13 protein-coding genes and 2 pseudogenes are annotated in these 16,282 nt (G+C 62.3%); 7 read left to right on the top strand and 8 right to left on the bottom strand.

The features are described from left to right. Positions 1-319 precede the first annotated feature (319 nt). Positions 320-2,002 (top strand): site-specific integrase, encoded by a 1,683-nt coding sequence (locus KHO18_RS07280; protein ID WP_144200237.1) that lies wholly within the window; start codon positions 320-322, stop codon positions 2,000-2,002. A 229-nt stretch (positions 2,003-2,231) separates the two neighbouring features. On the opposite strand, the gene KHO18_RS07275 is transcribed toward KHO18_RS07280, so the two are convergent. The 3 genes from KHO18_RS07275 to KHO18_RS07265 all read right to left on the bottom strand — a co-directional run bounded on the left by KHO18_RS07275 (position 2,232) and on the right by KHO18_RS07265 (position 6,161). Beyond that, a complete protein-coding gene (locus tag KHO18_RS07275) occupies positions 2,232-3,935 on the bottom strand; it encodes a site-specific integrase (RefSeq protein WP_144200239.1) in 1,704 nt (567 codons plus the stop codon). 157 nt (positions 3,936-4,092) lie between these two features. Next, positions 4,093-5,478 carry a heavy metal sensor histidine kinase gene (locus KHO18_RS07270; RefSeq protein WP_012435767.1) on the bottom strand — a complete coding sequence of 462 codons (1,386 nt, stop codon included), beginning with the start codon at positions 5,476-5,478 and terminating at the stop codon, positions 4,093-4,095. Continuing rightward, positions 5,475-6,161, bottom strand: coding sequence for a heavy metal response regulator transcription factor (locus tag KHO18_RS07265; protein WP_012435768.1), 687 nt, complete (start codon positions 6,159-6,161; stop codon positions 5,475-5,477). Before KHO18_RS07265 ends, KHO18_RS07270 begins: the two co-directional genes overlap by 4 nt. Before the next feature lie 189 nt (positions 6,162-6,350). On the opposite strand from KHO18_RS07265, the pseudogene KHO18_RS07260 reads away from it, so the two are divergent. Continuing rightward, a pseudogene (locus KHO18_RS07260) lies at positions 6,351-6,476 on the top strand (twin-arginine translocation signal domain-containing protein); the annotation flags it as partial. 426 nt (positions 6,477-6,902) lie between these two features. Here KHO18_RS07260 and KHO18_RS07255 read toward each other — a convergent pair. Both KHO18_RS07255 and KHO18_RS07250 read right to left on the bottom strand, forming a co-directional pair. Beyond that, positions 6,903-7,193 (bottom strand): hypothetical protein, encoded by a 291-nt coding sequence (locus tag KHO18_RS07255; RefSeq protein ID WP_162491053.1) that lies wholly within the window; start codon positions 7,191-7,193, stop codon positions 6,903-6,905. Further along, complete coding sequence (locus tag KHO18_RS07250; RefSeq protein ID WP_012435770.1) at positions 7,120-7,446, bottom strand: four-helix bundle copper-binding protein; 327 nt, start codon at positions 7,444-7,446, stop codon at positions 7,120-7,122. Before KHO18_RS07250 ends, KHO18_RS07255 begins: the two co-directional genes overlap by 74 nt. A gap of 625 nt (positions 7,447-8,071) precedes the next feature. On the opposite strand from KHO18_RS07250, the gene KHO18_RS07245 reads away from it, so the two are divergent. Beyond that, a complete protein-coding gene (locus KHO18_RS07245) occupies positions 8,072-9,241 on the top strand; it encodes an NAD(P)/FAD-dependent oxidoreductase (RefSeq protein WP_103519529.1) in 1,170 nt (389 codons plus the stop codon). A gap of 21 nt (positions 9,242-9,262) precedes the next feature. Here KHO18_RS07245 and KHO18_RS07240 read toward each other — a convergent pair. Next, positions 9,263-10,675 (bottom strand): annotated as a pseudogene (locus KHO18_RS07240) (phage integrase family protein); the annotation flags it as partial. 297 nt (positions 10,676-10,972) lie between these two features. Between KHO18_RS07240 and KHO18_RS28720 the strand changes: the two are divergent. After that, positions 10,973-11,050: a YHYH domain-containing protein gene (locus KHO18_RS28720; protein ID WP_223819874.1), complete on the top strand. Its 78-nt coding sequence runs from the start codon at positions 10,973-10,975 to the stop codon at positions 11,048-11,050. A gap of 145 nt (positions 11,051-11,195) precedes the next feature. On the opposite strand, the gene KHO18_RS07230 is transcribed toward KHO18_RS28720, so the two are convergent. After that, positions 11,196-11,759, bottom strand: a complete 564-nt coding sequence (locus KHO18_RS07230; protein WP_012435773.1) for a mechanosensitive ion channel family protein — start codon at positions 11,757-11,759, stop codon at positions 11,196-11,198. 98 nt (positions 11,760-11,857) lie between these two features. Then, positions 11,858-12,184, bottom strand: coding sequence for a helix-turn-helix transcriptional regulator (locus tag KHO18_RS07225; RefSeq protein WP_049768032.1), 327 nt, complete (start codon positions 12,182-12,184; stop codon positions 11,858-11,860). Positions 12,185-13,033: 849 nt separating this feature from the next. On the opposite strand from KHO18_RS07225, the gene KHO18_RS07220 reads away from it, so the two are divergent. Genes KHO18_RS07220 through KHO18_RS07210 form a run of 3 tightly spaced genes read left to right on the top strand, consistent with a single transcriptional unit; the run spans position 13,034 to position 16,139 of the window. Continuing rightward, a complete protein-coding gene (locus tag KHO18_RS07220; protein WP_008650720.1) occupies positions 13,034-14,641 on the top strand; it encodes a glycosyltransferase family 39 protein in 1,608 nt (535 codons plus the stop codon). After that, entirely contained in the window at positions 14,638-15,021 is a 384-nt protein-coding gene (locus tag KHO18_RS07215; RefSeq protein ID WP_008650722.1) for a GtrA family protein, read from the top strand. The genes KHO18_RS07220 and KHO18_RS07215 overlap by 4 nt, the downstream gene beginning before the upstream one ends. Continuing rightward, entirely contained in the window at positions 15,018-16,139 is a 1,122-nt protein-coding gene (locus tag KHO18_RS07210) for a glycosyltransferase family 2 protein (RefSeq protein WP_008650723.1), read from the top strand. The genes KHO18_RS07215 and KHO18_RS07210 overlap by 4 nt, the downstream gene beginning before the upstream one ends. Positions 16,140-16,282: the final 143 nt, after the last annotated feature.

Here is a 16,282-nt window from a genome sequence, read left to right as displayed (position 1 = left end):
GCGTTGAAGTCCACCTTGGTGGCTTGCCTCAAGCTCAAGGGCGTGCAGTGGGCCGACGAGATCGGCGTTTGGATTACCACGACGGAGTTGCGTGGCAACTGGCACTTTTGCTTGTAAATGCATCTCAGACAATGTGTGGCCGAGAAATCGGCCCCTTCGCATTCCGCGGCCAGACACCAAGGACCAGAGTGCGGGGGAGTTAGTCATGCATTGTAAGTAAGCCGATGGAATAAGGCGCACGCCAGGTTTGGCGCGCGACAGCTGCTATTGCGATAGGAACAGTTATCCTAATAGTACGCGCCGGAGTTACACTGCGCCAATGAACAGTGCCACGCACCAACCGCTTTTCGCCTTTCCTGACGCCGATTCGCTGGCGGCGCTGCGCGCTTGGCATGCGGGTATGTCTTCGCGCGCTGTCGTTACCCAATACTTGGACGCTGACCGCATTCAAGGTCAGTCGTCACGCGGCATCGTGGGGGGCATCCGTCGGCAACTGGCTGCATACGCGCGCTACCGTCGACGCGAAGACCTGGCAGTGCTGTTCGAGTTCGCTGCCGCCGACCGGAGTGCGCGCGCCAGGGAAGCGGATCAGGCCATTGAGACGCTGCGCACCATGCCACCGGCAGTGCCTGCAATTGCCGACGACATTGGTATGTGGTTATCGCCGGGCTCTGTGGCTGCGCTGCGCGCGCAAGACCTCCACACGCTTGCAGACCTAGCTGTGCGGATCCCACGTCGTAGGCAGTGGTGGGCAACAATTCCGGGCTTGGGCGTTAGCGGCGCGAAGCGTATCGAAGCCTTCTTCAAAAACTGGCCCGATTTGACGGTTCGCGCTCAGGCGCTGGTCGCCGTCGAGCCGCGCGGCATGATCGTGCCGTGGGAGCAGATTGGGCGTCTGCCGCATGAAGTCGATGGTTCGCTGGGTCAGTTCCGCGCACCGCGCGAAACCTCTTCGCTCTCTGCCGATAACGACTACGCGGCGGTGCAGGCATGGCTGGCGCTGCACGAATCCCCGTCTACGCAGCGGGCCTATCGGAAGGAGGCCGAGCGGTTGATTCTGTGGGCCATCATCGAGAAGGACCGGCCTTTGTCGTCACTGACGACCGAGGACGCCACGGCCTACCGGAATTTCCTGCGCGAACCTTCGCCGCGCGAGCGCTGGGTAGGACCGGCGCGGCCACGTAGCGCGGCGGACTGGAAACCGTTCACCGATGGGCTGTCACCGCGTTCGGCGGCCTATGCATTGCAGGTCATCGGCGCGTTGTTCCGCTGGCTCGTGCAACAACGCTATGTGCTGGCCAATCCGTTCGCTGGTCTGAAAGTACGCGGCGGCGCCAAGACCGCAGCTCTCGACGTTTCGCATGCGTTTTCCGAAGGCGAGTGGATGATCACGCGCAGCATTGCCGATGGGCTGGAGTGGTCGTACGGCTGGGATGCTGCGGCAGCGCAGCGCCTGCGTTTTATCCTGGATTTCACGTATGCCACCGGGCTACGCGCCAGCGAACTAGTGGGCGCCACGCTGCGCAGCATCGAAACCGATGTGCACGGCGACCACTGGCTGCATCTGGTCGGCAAGGGCGCGAAGGCTGGCCGGGTGGCACTGCCGCCGCTGGCCCGCAATGCGCTCGATCATTACCTCGTCGAGCGGCAACTTCCGGTTACCCGGGCATTGTGGGAACCCGCTACGCCGCTGGTCGGCAACCTGGGCCTCGACGAAAGCGGCGGCATCACGGGCGCGCGTTTGTGGATGGTCATGAAGCGCTTTTTTGCCACGGCAGCGGACCAGCTGGAAGCCGAGCGCCCGGCCACTGCCGAGAAACTGCGCAAGGCCAGCCCCCACTGGTTGCGCCATACCCACGCCACCCATGCGCTGGCACGCGGGGCGGAACTGATCACGGTGCGCGATAACCTGCGCCATGCCTCAGTATCCACAACATCTCTTTACCTACATGGCGATAGCATCAAGCGCGCGCGGCAGATGGAGGACGCATTTGGCGCTTAGAACCTGTTTCAAAAGAGCATTTCTTCCCGCGCGCGACCTGCATGGCGGGGATCACCGCAGCCAGGATTGCGACGATGGCGACGCGCCCTGGTGCGTTCACGGGGTCTGACCAAGATACGGCCAATTGGCTATCATAAGCCTTGAGGTTATATAGAACGGATGGAATCCCCTCGTAGTGATATAAGCCGGGATTTGCCAGGACCTCCCAATTGGCGAGCGCACAAAATCGCTACGGAGCGGAGAATGCCACCCCAATTTGGCGTGCTCGTTTCACCTCGTCGCCGTGCAGGTAGATCGAGGTGGTCGAAATTGACGCGTGCCGCAAGTTGTCCCGCACCGTTGTCAATTCCGCGCCGCGGGCCAGCGCATGGGTTGCATGCGTGTGCCGCATCCAGTGGGGACTGGCCTGCCGCAGCTTTTCGGCGGCAGCCGGGTGGTCGGCCTGGATCAGGTCCGCCGCTTGCGTGAAGAACCGCCGCAACACGCCCCACAGCCGCGTGCCAGTGATGCCATTGGCCGGCTCCTGGCCGAGGCCGCCGATCAAGGGGGTATGCGGGTCCCAGCGCGCCGGCGTGACCGGCAGGCCGCGCTCCCCCAGATAGCGATCGAGCGCTATGCGTGCCAACGGTGGCAGCGCCACCTTGCCCGCCTTGGCGCCCTTGCCGATCAGGTTGAGCCAGTGGTCGCCATGGGGATCGATCTCGATGCCGCCAAGCGTGGCTCCAACGAGCTCACTCGCCCGCAGCCCCGTCGCGTAGCCAAAATCCAGCACGAAGCGCAGCCGCTGCGCCGCCACGGCGTCCCAGCCGTAGGACCACTCCAGTCCGTTGGCGAGCGTACGCAGCAGCATCCATTCGCCCTCGGTGAACGCGTGCGATGTATCCAACGGCGCAGCCCGCCCGCTGCCGCGCACCTTGATACCCGCGAACGGATTGGCCAGCACATAGCGTTGTTGGATCAGCCACCGGTACATGGCCCCGAGCACCGACAAGGCATAGGCCGTTGAACGGGGTGACAGGCCCTGCGCAAACGGCCGCCATTCGGGCGAGGTGCGTGGCCGCGACGGTCCCACCCAGCGCTTGTGTGGGGTCGGCCGGCGCAGGAAACTGCGGTAGGCAATCGCGTCCTCGGTGGTGAGCGACGACAGCGGCCGCTCCCGCTCGACGATCGCCCACAGGATCAGCCGTTCGGCTTCCTTGCGATACGCTCGTTGGGTGCCCGGCGACTCGTGCAGCGCGAGCCAAGCCTGGACGGCCGCATAGTCGTTGTCCGCATTGAGGGTGCAGGTTTGCCGCGGGGCGCGAAAGGTCCCCGACGAGCCATCAACCTCGTGGGGCAGGCACAGCTGCTCCCAGGGCACGATCACCCCGCGGTCGGCTACGGCGATCAGCGCGCGGGCGCGGTCGGTGAGTTGCGGGTGCTCGGCGAAGAAGGCCTCGATCCGCCGGGCGCTCGCCGGACCCAGGCCGGGCACCGCCGTCCACCAGCGACGCCGGCGCGGAATGCGCACGGTCAGGTCCGCCAGCGTCGCGATGCCGTGCGCGCGCAGCGCCTGCACGGCACGAGGCGGCAGCCACTGCCCGATGTCGTCGACGACCTCCGGCTGCGGCGGCGGCAAGCGGCGCAGCAAGTCGACCGCTTGGCTGATTGCCTTCGCCCGCCCGACTCGCTCGGAGGCGCCGTGTTCGAACAAGGCGGCCAGGTCGTCTCGCTGCCGACGGCGCGCGAAATCGGACAACTGTCGCCGGATGTGGCCGAGGATGCCGCGCGCCGACTGGCCGCTGGCCTTGCGCTCGTTCAGGTAGCGCACCACCGCATCGCGGGCCGGCAGCCCTTCGTACCAGGCCCGTAGCGCGGCCAACGCAGCCGCATCGGGAAAACCCGCCGGATCGGCCGGTGGGGACGGAAGGGTGGCAGTCTGGCGCGCTTTCATACCAGCCAGTTTAGCTCACTGGACGTGCTATTACGATAAGAACACTTATCTCAATAGCGTCGCTATTGGCAGCGGGATCCGGCACATGGCCTAACAGTATGCCGATCTTGCTGGCATCAGCACGTGCCTCGCAGCTCGCCATGGGGGACCGGCCTCCCTAAGCTCGTGGCTGGCGCCGCGGGAAGGTCAGAATAAAGCGGGTGAGACCGCCTGACGACTCAGCCGAGATTCCACCGCGGTGCGCCACCATGATGGCTTGCGTGATCGACAAGCCAAGCCCCACGCTGTCCGAATCAGCGCGCGCCCTGGACTTGTCGGCCCGAAAGAACCGGTCGAACAACGACGGCAACAGCTCGGGATCGATCCCCTCGCCCTGGTTCTCGACCACGATGGTGGCGCCGCCGTCTTGCTCGCATGCCTTGATCACAATCGCTTTGCCGCTGGGCGTATACCGCAGTGCGTTCGACAGCAGATTGCTCAGTGCGCGGCGCAACATCAGGCGATCGCCCACGATGCTGGCGTCGCCCTGCAGGCGCAGCTGCACACCCTTGTCCTCGGCCAAGGCGTCGTAGAAATCAAACAGCGCGCGGGCCTCGTCGCCGACATGGATCGACTCCTCGTTGGGCAGCGTGATGCCGTGCTCCATCTTGGCCAAGTAAAGCATATCGGACACCATGCGGCCAAGGCGCAGCAGCTCCTCGGCGTTGGAGGCCAACACGTCGCGGTACTTGGCGGCCTCGCGCGGCTGCGACAACACGACATGGGTCTGGGTCATCAGGTTGGTGATCGGCGTGCGCAATTCGTGAGCCAGGTCGGACGAGAATTCGGACAATCGCCGGAAATCGTCCTGCAAGCGCTCGAGCATGGCATTCAGCGTCGCCGCCAGATCGGCCATCTCCACCGGCACGGTCTCCACGGGCATGCGGGCGTCAAGGTGATTCGACGTGACACCCTTGGCGCGAGAGGCCATCGTTCGCAACGGCGCCAGACCGCGCCTGGCTGCCCACCAGCCGAACAAGCCGCTGGCGAGCACCGCCAACGTGGTATAGAAGGCCAGCGAGCGACGAAACGCGTGCATAAAGTGGGCATGGATTTCGGTGTCCATGCCGACCATCACCGCCAAGGGCACCGACTCGCCGGGCACTGTCGCGTGCGCGCGCATACCTCGGTATTCCTTGTCTCCCTGCTGCCAGCTCAAGGTCGTCTCATCCGGTCCAAGCCGGCCAATAACGTTGAGCATGGCGCCAAAATCGAACCCATTGGTGCGGTAAATGACGTCACCTTTCGCGGTGCTCACATGGGCGACAAAACCGGGGTGATGTTCCACCATTTCCGCAAGACGGCTCGGCAGGTGCGTGCTGGATTGCTCCTGAGCGATCTTTTGAATCAGACGAACGTTGTCCCCAAGCACCACATAATCTTCGTCGGCAAAATGCCGGTCCATGGAAAGCCAGATCAGTATTCCGAGGCCAAGTAGCACCAATGCCGACGTCAGAGAAAACAACAACGTCAGCCGCATGGTCAGCGACATACGGCGCTTCATTCTTGCCCCTCGGGCGCTTCCAGCACGTACCCCATGCCTCGCACCGTCTGAATCAGCTTGGCGTCGAAGTCGTCGTCGATCTTGGCTCGCAAGCGGCGAATCGCAACGTCGATCACATTGCTGTCGCTGTCGAAGTTCATATCCCACACCTGGGACGCAATCAACGAGCGGGGCAGAACTTCTCCCCGCCTGCGGGCGAGCAGTTCGAGCAGCGCAAACTCCTTGCTGGTCAGCGCTATCCGGCGACCTCCGCGCGAAGCGCGACGTCGACTAAGATCAAGCACCAGGTCGCCCACCTGAATGCGGTCCAGCCCCATCTGCACAGTGCCGCGGCGCAGCAGCGTCCGGACGCGAGCCAACAGTTCGGAGAATGCAAATGGCTTTACCAGGTAATCGTCCGCGCCGAGCTCCAGTCCCTTGACCCGATCAGCGACGCTGTCGCGGGCAGTAAGGAACAAGACCGGAACCGCGCTCTCGGCCGCGCGCAGGCTCAGCAGAATTCTCCAGCCATCGAGGTCCGGCAGCATGACGTCGAGAATAATCAGATCGTAAGACTCGTTGAGCGCCAGGTGTTGTCCATCAAGCCCGTTGCCAACCAGGTCGACAACGAATCCGGCCTCGGTCAATCCCTGGCGCAGGTACTGGCCTGTCTTGGATTCGTCCTCTACGACGAGCAGTTTCATGTTCGAGCTTCCTTTTTCCGATTGTATGGCTGCGCTTGGGTCAGCCCATGGCGAGTCTACGCAGCCCTGCTCCGAGTGGCCCGGACATTACCGGAATGTAATGTTCAGGTAAGTTGTCGGTAGCCTCGTCCTCGTTACTCTCTCTTTGCCGCTGTCCGATGCGGCCATTCAAGCAAAAAGGACTATTTCATGGGACGTGATCGACAGTCTGGCATTGTGCTGGCCAACCTACCGCGCCGCCGCTTCGTGCAGGGTCTGGCTGCGGGGGGTGTGATGGCAGGATTGTCCGGTCTTGGGGGCATCGCGTGGGCCCAAGCATCAGACAAGCCGCGCTCGTACCGCCAAACGGGCTGAAGCGCAGCAACACAAGCCACAGAAGCCGGACGACTCCAAGGCGATGTTGCGCCACCATGACGCCATGATGCAAAAGTGTCGCGAAATGATGGATCAGACCAAGTAACCCAGCCGCTCTCCGGTGCGCTGCGTGCGCGCGGTCGCCGGAGCGATCTCCGGGCGGGCATCAACTAGGCGGCCACCGCCCTTATCCGGCGCACTACGCGGCCGCCGGTCCAGCAACAACTTAGCCCGCCCATCATGCGCTTATGCATCAACAGCATGCCTACCACAGCCAGGATGGCAATCACGCAGATGATTGTGCACACAACTCGCACGGAGGCGGCTCTTCCGATGGACCCGCGATGGGTGGCACGCCGCAGCCGCCGGCACGAATGAGCGACTTCGTCAACGGTGACGGCGCAACGAATCGACGCTAGGGATGTCTTCGCCATGCTCGACCGGACGCTGAGACGGCATCCCGTCGCCGCTGGTGGCGGCCGGAAGAACCGACGCGTTTAATGACAGCGACGTTGCAGTCCTGTAGTCCGCGCGGGCTTTCGCGTGACCGTAGAGAGCCAAAAAGTTAGCGTCATGGCCGTTCTGCCGTTGGCAGCCGATCGTGCTACGCCATGGCGCGGCATGCCTGCGCACAACGCCGGCACGCTTGAGCGCATTCCTGGCAATGCTGAGCCGCATGTCGCTCGCACTCGGCACCGCATGCTTCGCAAGCGGTCGCGCAAAGGTTGCACAGATCCTTGGCGAAGCGACTTCCCCGCGCCATATAGGCGCTGGCCATCCGGCACATTGCGGCGCAATCGAGATCCAGGCGAATGCACTCGGCCATCTCGTGTACGTTCGGCTCACTTAGACACGAGGCGGCGCAGTGCTCGCATGCCACTGCGCAAGCATTGCACTCGTCGATACAGTGTTGAAAATTCTGATGCGGCATGGTCGGCTCCTTGAAGTGATGACGCCACGTCGGCGCCGCTATCGTCACAGCAATATTTGGACCGGCCGCACCGCGAGGCCGCAGCGCTCGCACGTTTTGCCCTCCCTTTGCTCGCGACGGTGCTATGACCGCGCTCATTTCCGCTTAAAGATTGAGGCCAAATTACAAGGCGAGGAATATCTTTCAGGAATAAGCTTGCGCGTTGATTACAGCCCGGTAATGTCGTGGCCTGCCGGCACTTCGAGTTTATGGCGACTTAGTATTTCGCTGGTCATGCGCGGATGACTCCGTTTGATTCGCTTCCTTGGGAGGGGCGATGCCAACATTGCTCGGGCTGACCAGTTCGTCCCGCACACGCGCCTCTTCTCGCGTTGCCTTCGCCGACGAGCGTTCTCCCGCGCGATGCCCGGCGCTCAATTTGAGACCAGCATTCACGCGCGGGCTATCCAATCACGGCACGCGCTTTGCTATCTGCTTTGCTATCTGTTGGGCTGCCAGTGCCGCCGCGCCACCAAGGGACGGCGCCCGGCGCACGCAAGCACCATGGCGTTGACCCGCGATGTCGGGAAGTCCTGGACGCCTGCGCCGATAACCTGTGCCGCCATGAAACTCGGTACAAGGAGGCATGATGGGCTCGATCTCCATCTGGGCGGCCACGCGCCCGCGTCGGCCTCGACCGGCCCTTGAGGGCGACCTGCGCGTCGACGTGGTGATCGTCGGTGCCGGCATCACGGGCCTGACCGCCGCCCTGCTGCTCGCAAAGACCGCCCGGTCGGTGGCGGCGATCGAAGCCCGTGCCGTAGGCGCGGGTGATAGCGGCGGCTCCACCGGTAACCTGTATCAGACCGTCACCGGTGGCCTCGAAACGCTGGCGGCTAAGTGCGAAGCGGACACCGCCCGCGCCGTCGTAGCGTCTCGCGGGGAAGCGATCGCCTGGATCGAGCAGCAAGCGCAGGCGATGGGGCCGAGCAGCGGCTTCCGCCGCTGCCCGATGTACCAGTATCCGCTAAGCCCGGATGCCGAGCCGACCATACTGGGGGAGCTGAAGGCATTGCGCGCAGCAGGTCTGGACGCGCAGTTGGCCTCTGAGATGCCCCCCGGCTTGCCCGCCGCAAAGGGCGCGGTGCTTCTGCTTTCGGCACAAGCGCAGTTCCATCCGATCGGCTATCTGCACGCCTTGGCCCTGCAAGCCGAACACGCCGGCGCCCGCCTCTTCGAAAACTCCCCTGCCCTCGAGCTGGACCTGGAAGTCGGCGTCGTTCGCACACGGACCGGTACCGCCTTCGGCCACCATATTGTGCTGGCCACCCATTCCCCGCTGGGTTTTCACTTGGTGCAAGCCGGCATGGCTGTGCGCCGCGAATATGGTTTGGCCTTCCACGAACAAGCCGTTCCGGCTGGCATCTTCTGGGCGCAGGCCCATCCCAGGCTATCGGTCCGCGGATTGGAGGCAAACGGCAAGCATTACTTGCTTTGCATCGGTGAACACCACGAAACGGGAAGGCATGATGCAGCCGCGGCACTCGCTCAACTTGAACGGGCCGCGCAGGAATACCTGGCTGTCGGTTCACCCGTTCAGCGCTGGTCGGCACAACACTTTCATTCTCCGGACGGCCTTCCCTACATCGGCCGGGACGAGTCAGGGGCTTTCATCGCCACTGGTTTCTCCACCGACGGGCTGGTGTACGGCACAGTCGCGGCCCACATCATTACTGATCAGATCATCGGCGCGCAGAGCCGTTGGAGTTCGCTGTACCTGGGGTCGCTTCAGAAAACGGAAAATATTGCACGCTAAGCCAGTCGGCACGGACGTCGGCTACCGAGCGGCAAAGGCCTGACCTATTTGGTGTGCCCGCTTGACTTCGTCGCTTTGCAAGTAAATCGAGGTGGTGGCCACCGACGCGTGGCGTAGGTTATCGCGCACGGTGGTCAGTTCCGCGCCGCGAGCGAGGGCGTGTGTAGCGTGGGTATGCCGCGTCCAGTGGGGACTGGCTCGGCGCAGCTTTTCGGCGAGTGTCGGGTGGTCGCCGGCGATGATGTCCGCGGCCTGGCCAAAGAAGCGCCGCATTACCATCCACAGCCGGGTGCCGGTGATGTTAGTGACGCTGTCCTGCTCCAGGCTGGCGATCAAGGGTGTCCTGGGGTCCCAACGGGCTGGTGTCACCGGCAGTCCGCGCTGTACAAGATGCTGATCGAGTGCGGTTCGCGCAAGTGGCGGTAGCGCCACCTTTCCCGGGCGCCCACCTTTGCCGACCAGGTGCAGCCAGCGGTCGTTGCGCTCGTCAGTGCGGATATCGCCCAGCGTCGCGCCAACCAGTTCGCTGGCCCGCAGGCCGGTCGCGTAGGCAAAATCGAGAATGAAGCGCAAGCGCTGCGCTGCGGGCACGTCCCACCCGTACGACCATTCCAGGCCATCGGCAATGGTGCGCACCAGCAGCCATTCGCCCTCAGTAAAGCCACGTGTGGTATCGAGTGGCGCGACCCGCGTGCGGCCGCGGACTTTGATGCCGGCAAACGGGTTGGCCAATACATAGCGCTGCTCGATCAGCCATCGGAACATGGCGCCCAGCACCGTGAGGGCGTAGGCCGTCGAACGTGCCGATAGCCCCCGTGCGAAGGGGCGCCAGTCGGGCGCGCTGCGTGCCCGCGGTGGCCCGATCCAGCGCTCACGCGGAGTTGGTCGCCGCAGGAACCCGCGGTAGGCGATGGCGTCCTCGGTCGTAAGCGACGACAGCGCCCGACCGCGCTCGATAATCGCCCACAGGATCAGGCGTTCCGCCTCCTTGCGATAGGCGCGCTGCGTGGTCTGGGTTTCGTGCAGGGCGAGCCAGGCCTGCACGGCTTCGTAGTCGTTCGATGCGTCGAGCGTGCAGGCCTGTCGCGGTGCCCGGAAGCTGCCTCGCGAGCCGTCCACCTCGTCGGGCAGTTTCAGCCGCTCCCACGGGACCACCTCGCCTGGCGGCGCGCCGACGATCAGGGCACGCGCACGCTCCGTCAACCGCGGATGGGCGTGGAAGAAGGCCTCGATGTGCCGCGCGCTCGCTTGCCCCAGCCCCGGGATCGCGCCCCACCAGCGGCGCCGGCGCGGCACGCGCACGGTCAGGTCCGCCAGTGTGGAAATGCCGTGGGCTCGCAATGCGCGCACGGCCCGCGGTGCCAGCCACAGTTCAATGTCGTCGGTGACCTGTGGCTGCGGCGCAGGCAGAGCACGCAGAACCCTGATGGCCTGGCCATCGGCGAGGCCATCGGGATTGCGGGGACGCTATGCGTCGATTCACCTACAAACTTGGGCGCCAGCGGCCGTCAGCATTTTCGTTAAGTTGCTGAGGTGCGTTGGCCGTAGCGAGCGCAGACAGTTGTGACACAGCCGCAACAGCCCTACCGCGGCGGGGAGGGCTGGCAATCGCAGTGATGATAGTGTGGAACTTGCGGCAGACTGAGACCGCTAACCAACACTCCAGGGAGACCTTTCTTGAAACGGATCACCATCATTCTCACGGCCGTTCTGGCCTGTGCGTCGGGCGGCGTGTGGGCGCATAGTGGTGGGACTGACAGCCAAGGCTGCCATATGGACCACAAGACCGGCATTCGTCACTGCCACTGAAGTCAAGCAGTATTGCGGCGTCCGCCGACATCGCGGACGCCAGCGGCTTAAGGTCTTGAGTAGTTTGCTCGGCCTCAAAAAAGCGAAGCGGGGCTTCCCTTCTTGCGCCGGTCTCCGTCCTTGCCTGACCGCGCCACCCTTGCGGTTACTTCCACCTTCGTAGCACACGTTGAAACACCAGACTGTTCGGCAGCTGCAGCACCACCTCTTGTCCTTCGACTGTTGTTTCCAGTAAGGTGGTATAGACGAGATTTACGTCGAGCACACGGCCCTTAATTCCCGGCTTTTCCCCGTTCTCAAGAAGCTCCACAACATCCCCAATGCGGAACGCACCGGTGACGTATATCAGGAGCGCGCAGAACAGGTTCGAGAGTACACTCCACGCGGCGAAAAACGCGACCGCCCCGACAGTGGCAAATCCCGTGAATGCGGTCCACAGGACGGTTCCAGACACGCCCATTCGCTCCAGAGCCCAGAGCGTGGCAGCTACGTACACGATGGTCGCGACCACACGCAAAGACAGCGCCGCAACTTTTCCTGGCAGAGAATATGTATTGGTCAGCTTTCTAAGCAACCGCCGCGCGATGCGCACTGCTAACCATGCGCCAGCCGCAATCAGCACGACCTCGATAGCGGGAACAAGAATGTCGAACCAATCTGCCAGCCACTGCGGCAAGCTTTCGTGTATAGCTTGAAGAAGTTTGTTCATCGAAATAGAGATACAGCCACAGCACCGTACTGTGGCACAGATACCAATAATCGGATTTTTACCGTTCCGGTCTTTGCTTGAAGGTCAAGCGCGACAACTTACATGCCGGCGTCGTGCCTACACTCACCGGTTTTTGATCGAGGTGCAGGCTCGATCGGCTCAACCAACAGATCACCGAAAAAGTAGGCGGCAAATTGATGGCGATTGCTGAGGTTCGCCTTGGCGAATACGCCCGCGGCAATTGTCCGCACCGTCACATCATGCCACGCTAGCGAGTGAGCGCACTCTTCAAGGGTCAACCCTTTTATGAGAAGCATCGCCACTTCCGTTTCCGATGGCGTATATTTCCAGCGCTCGAACTGCAGCAGCATCGACTGCAACAACTGCCGCGTCGCCTGAATTGCCACCTCGTTTCGTTCCGCCATCACCTGCCCTCGTACCTTGGCTGCGCCAGGTAGCGCCTCAGAAACAGGTCGGTTTGGGCTGACACGACGACACCGTTTTCGAATCACGAACCAAAGGATCGCGAGGCCGCCCACTACCTACGCGACTGCGTCGGCGACGACATGAGCGTCCGGTGTTCGCGTTGCAAGGTGGTAGAAATCCCACGCCTGATAGGTCGAGATTGCCATCAGAAGTGCCGTCAGTCTCGACCGCATAGCAGCGAAGTCCTTGCGACTTTTTGGGGTTGACAACGAACACCCCGGATCTAAGCGCAGCGCGAAAGACAAGCACCTTCGAAAGAGGCTGCGCCTAAGAACATCTGATGGAAAGCGACTTCCTAGGCTTGAGCACTAAGGGTGATGAGGCCCGCTGACAACTGCGGGGCGTCAAGTTTACTATGCAGAACATTGCGGCGACATTGCCGAATGGTTACGCACCAACGCATCGAACCCGACGCCCGTTCTCCGAAGCACTTGGGTTACCATGAGCTAACGCTGACGCTTCGTCAGGCAACTTCTTCTGCCGCAAAGCACTCGACGGCGGACTGCGCCGTCATCATCTCGTAATCCCCCCGACAGGTGAGCGCCCTAGAATCCCGCTGTTCGCTCTCTGCTGGCCAAGTCGCCATCCTTCGGACTCCCGCGTGAATCGCATCCTCGGCTCGTGGGGCGTCAAGCGGCGCCGCGTGAACTGCTCCATGATCCAACATCACGACGGCGACGAACCACATCCGGCATCTATGTCGTTGCGCCCTGAGAGCATTTGACCAAGCGCGGTAGCAGTGGCCACCGCACACCTGGACGGGCAGTCTCTTGAAGCGACAGATTTTCATGGCTTTGACCATCGCACTCACGGTGGTCCTCTGGATGTCCACGCTATCCGTGCGTCCCCTCTATGAACCCGACGAGGGTCGTTACGCCGAGGTTCCGCGCGAGATGTTCGTCTCCGGCGATTGGGTCACGCCGCGGTTGAACGGCATCAAGTTCTTCGACAAGCCGCCCCTGCAGTATTGGGCGACCGCCAGCGCCTATACGCTCTTCGGGCCGTCCGAGTGGACAGCAAGGATCTGGAGTGCGCTTGTGGGACTGCTGGGCGCACTCGCCGCATGGTGGGCGGCGCGATCGCTCTATGACACGCGCATAGGCCTCGCCTCAGCGCTGGTGCTCATCGGCGCTCCCCTCTGGATTCTCGGCTCGAATCTGACAACAACAGACATTGGTGTCGGCGCACTGCTCGGCAGTGCCGCTCTCGTTTTCGCCGTGGCCTACCAGAATCGGGAACCTCGCTTATACCCCCTGATCTGGTTGTTGGTCGGTCTGGCATTTCTTGCCAAAGGCCTGATTGCCCTGGTACTGCCAGGAATCACGCTGCTGCTATACGGGGCGGTCACTCGACAATTTTCCGCATTTTTTAGCGCGAGATTCTGGCGCTGGAGCCTGCTTGCGGTGGCCATCACCATGCCTTGGTTTGTCGTGGTGTCCCAGCGCAACCCCGAATTTCTGAATTACTTCTTCATCCACGAACACTTCGCGAGATTCTCGTCCTCGGTTCACGAGCGGGACAAGCCATTCTGGTTCTTCCTGGCCGTTGGTGCGGCAGGCGTCCTGCCGTTCATGGGCTTGATTCCCCGTGCTATCGCACTCCGCTCTCGCAGCGCACAGGCAACGCCTGGCTTCGACGCACGACTGTTTCTGTCGCTGTGGGTAGTCGTTGTCATTGCCTTCTTTTCGATTTCGCGCTCGAAGCTGCCGCTCTATATCCTGCCCGCCTTACCACCGGTGGCCGTCTTGCTCGCGTACAGATCCATGACTGCAGCCCGCCCCACACTGGCGGCAAGCTTTCTTGCCATGCCTGTGCTCGGCGTTGCCATCGCCGTGCTGCTATGGCATCCGACAATGTCGAATGCGGTACTGAAGCTCAATATCAGCAATCCGGCCTCATTGCATACCTGGGGCGCCATCACGATGGGCATTCTGGTCATCGGTGGCTTCCTGGCCTTTGGGATCGCCCTGCGCGGCCACAGGCTCTGCGCGGTTGCCGTCGCTTCGCTGGCGACGCTGGCCAGCCTTCAGGCTGGCTTGATGGCGTCTCGGGCGTTTGGGTCCCTCTCCATCAAACCACTTGGCTTGGAAGCCAAGGCGGCGTCCCGCGACAACACACAACTGTTCAACGTGGGCCAGATTGACCGAGGTCTGGCGTTTTACGCCGAACGAGAACCGATCATTGTCGGGGCCAGATCCGAGCTGGATCTCGGCTTCTCGGTCGAGCCCGACAAGTGGATTGCTAATGAAGAAGCTTTTGCGCAGCGATGGCTGACCCCTGGTCACAAGCTCGCGGTCATGCGGCACGAGACGTTTCATCGACTGAGACCGCTGCTCGGCGGCAACACAACTGTGATCGGACGACATGGCGTCAACGTTCTGGTGCAAAAACCATGAACATCCCATCACGATTTGTACGGTTTCTGGGCGCGGGGGCGACGGCAACCGCTACACACTACGCAACACTGATCACGCTGGTCGGTTTCGGGGTTGCAGCGCTACCGGCGTCTGCCGCCGGCAGTGTTGCAGGCCTTCTGACGCACTACTGCATCAGCAGCCGATGGGTGTTCACACCAGTCCGACCACAACGCGCCACTTTCGGACGGTTCATTCTCGTTTCCGCGCTGGCGTTCTTTCTTAACTCACTTCTGATGTGGGCTGGACTAGCATTGGGGCTTCACTACCTGGTTGCTCAAATCCTCTCGACAATTTTCGTCATGTTGGTCAACTACGTACTCCATGCAAATTGGACGTTCATGAATGGAGCGATGCGATGAATGCCGCCAGCCTGCTGCCAGAGAAGATCTCGGTCGTCGTACCGCTCTTCAATGAAGAAGCTGTCCTGCCACAGTTTCACTTTCGGCTTCTCCGCGTGATGGATGGATTGGCATCGGACTACGAGATTATCTACGTGGACGATGGCAGCCGCGATCGATCACTGGCGGTTGCACACAATCTCAAGGCGGCCGAAGCGCGCGTCGGCATTGTCGAGCTGAGTCGCAACTTCGGCAAGGAAGCCGCGCTAACGGCGGGCCTCGACGTGGCAAGCGGCGACGCCGTTGTGATCATCGACGCCGATCTGCAGGATCCGCCCGAACTGATTCCGTCGTTGATCGAGAAATGGCGCGAGGGGTTCGACGTGGTGTACGCCACGCGCACTTCCCGGGATGGCGAATCGTTCCTCAAGAAGTTCACCGCGCACTGGTTTTACCGCCTGATGGGCAAGCTCAGCGATACGGAGATTCCGGCCGACACCGGCGACTTCCGCGTCATGAGCCGTCGTGCCGTTGCCGCACTCGGACAACTCCGGGAGCAGCACCGCTTCATGAAGGGGCTGTATGCCTGGATAGGATTCCGGCAGACGGCCGTCTTGTATCGGCGTGACGCGCGGGCATCCGGGACGACCAAGTTCAACTACCGCAAGCTGTTGCGTTTTGCCGTGGATGGCATCACTGCCTTTTCCACCGTGCCGCTCAAGTTTGCAACCTCGATCGGCCTGCTTGTTGCCGTTCCCGCCTTTGGCATGGCCGCCTTCATCGTTGGCAAGACGCTGCTCTACGGCGACCCCGTACACGGCTACCCATCCATGATGACCGCCCTGCTTCTGCTGGGCGGCCTGCAACTGGTTTTCCTAGGCGTGCTCGGGGAATATGTTGGGCGTCTGTTCAATGAAGTCAAGCGGCGGCCGGTGTATCTGGTGGCAAGCTATACGGCGCCGATCGGCCCCGGCACCCCCACCGCTGAGCCGGGGCAGGTGGCCGCAGCGACACGGGGTGGCACCCCGCCTGCAGCAATCTTTCACGCACCCGGATGCCCGGAAGGCAAAGCTCCTGGCCTCCCCGAGGCTCCTCAGCGGGATGCCATCCTCACGGAAACCCTTGCGCCAAGCCGATAGACAGCCCGCCTTCCATGCGCTCTCACGACATGGCCAGCAACTATCGGGATCATGACGTTTTCGAAAGAAAGAGCCTCGTATTCAACTTATTCCGTTCTTCGCATCCACCGACCATTGACCCTGTAGTCACTACAGACTATTTA

This window comes from Cupriavidus campinensis (assembly GCF_905397395.1).
GTDB lineage: Bacteria > Pseudomonadota > Gammaproteobacteria > Burkholderiales > Burkholderiaceae > Cupriavidus > Cupriavidus campinensis.
Note: the sequence above shows the minus strand (reverse complement) of the source record. Positions and strands in the feature narration are given on the sequence as shown.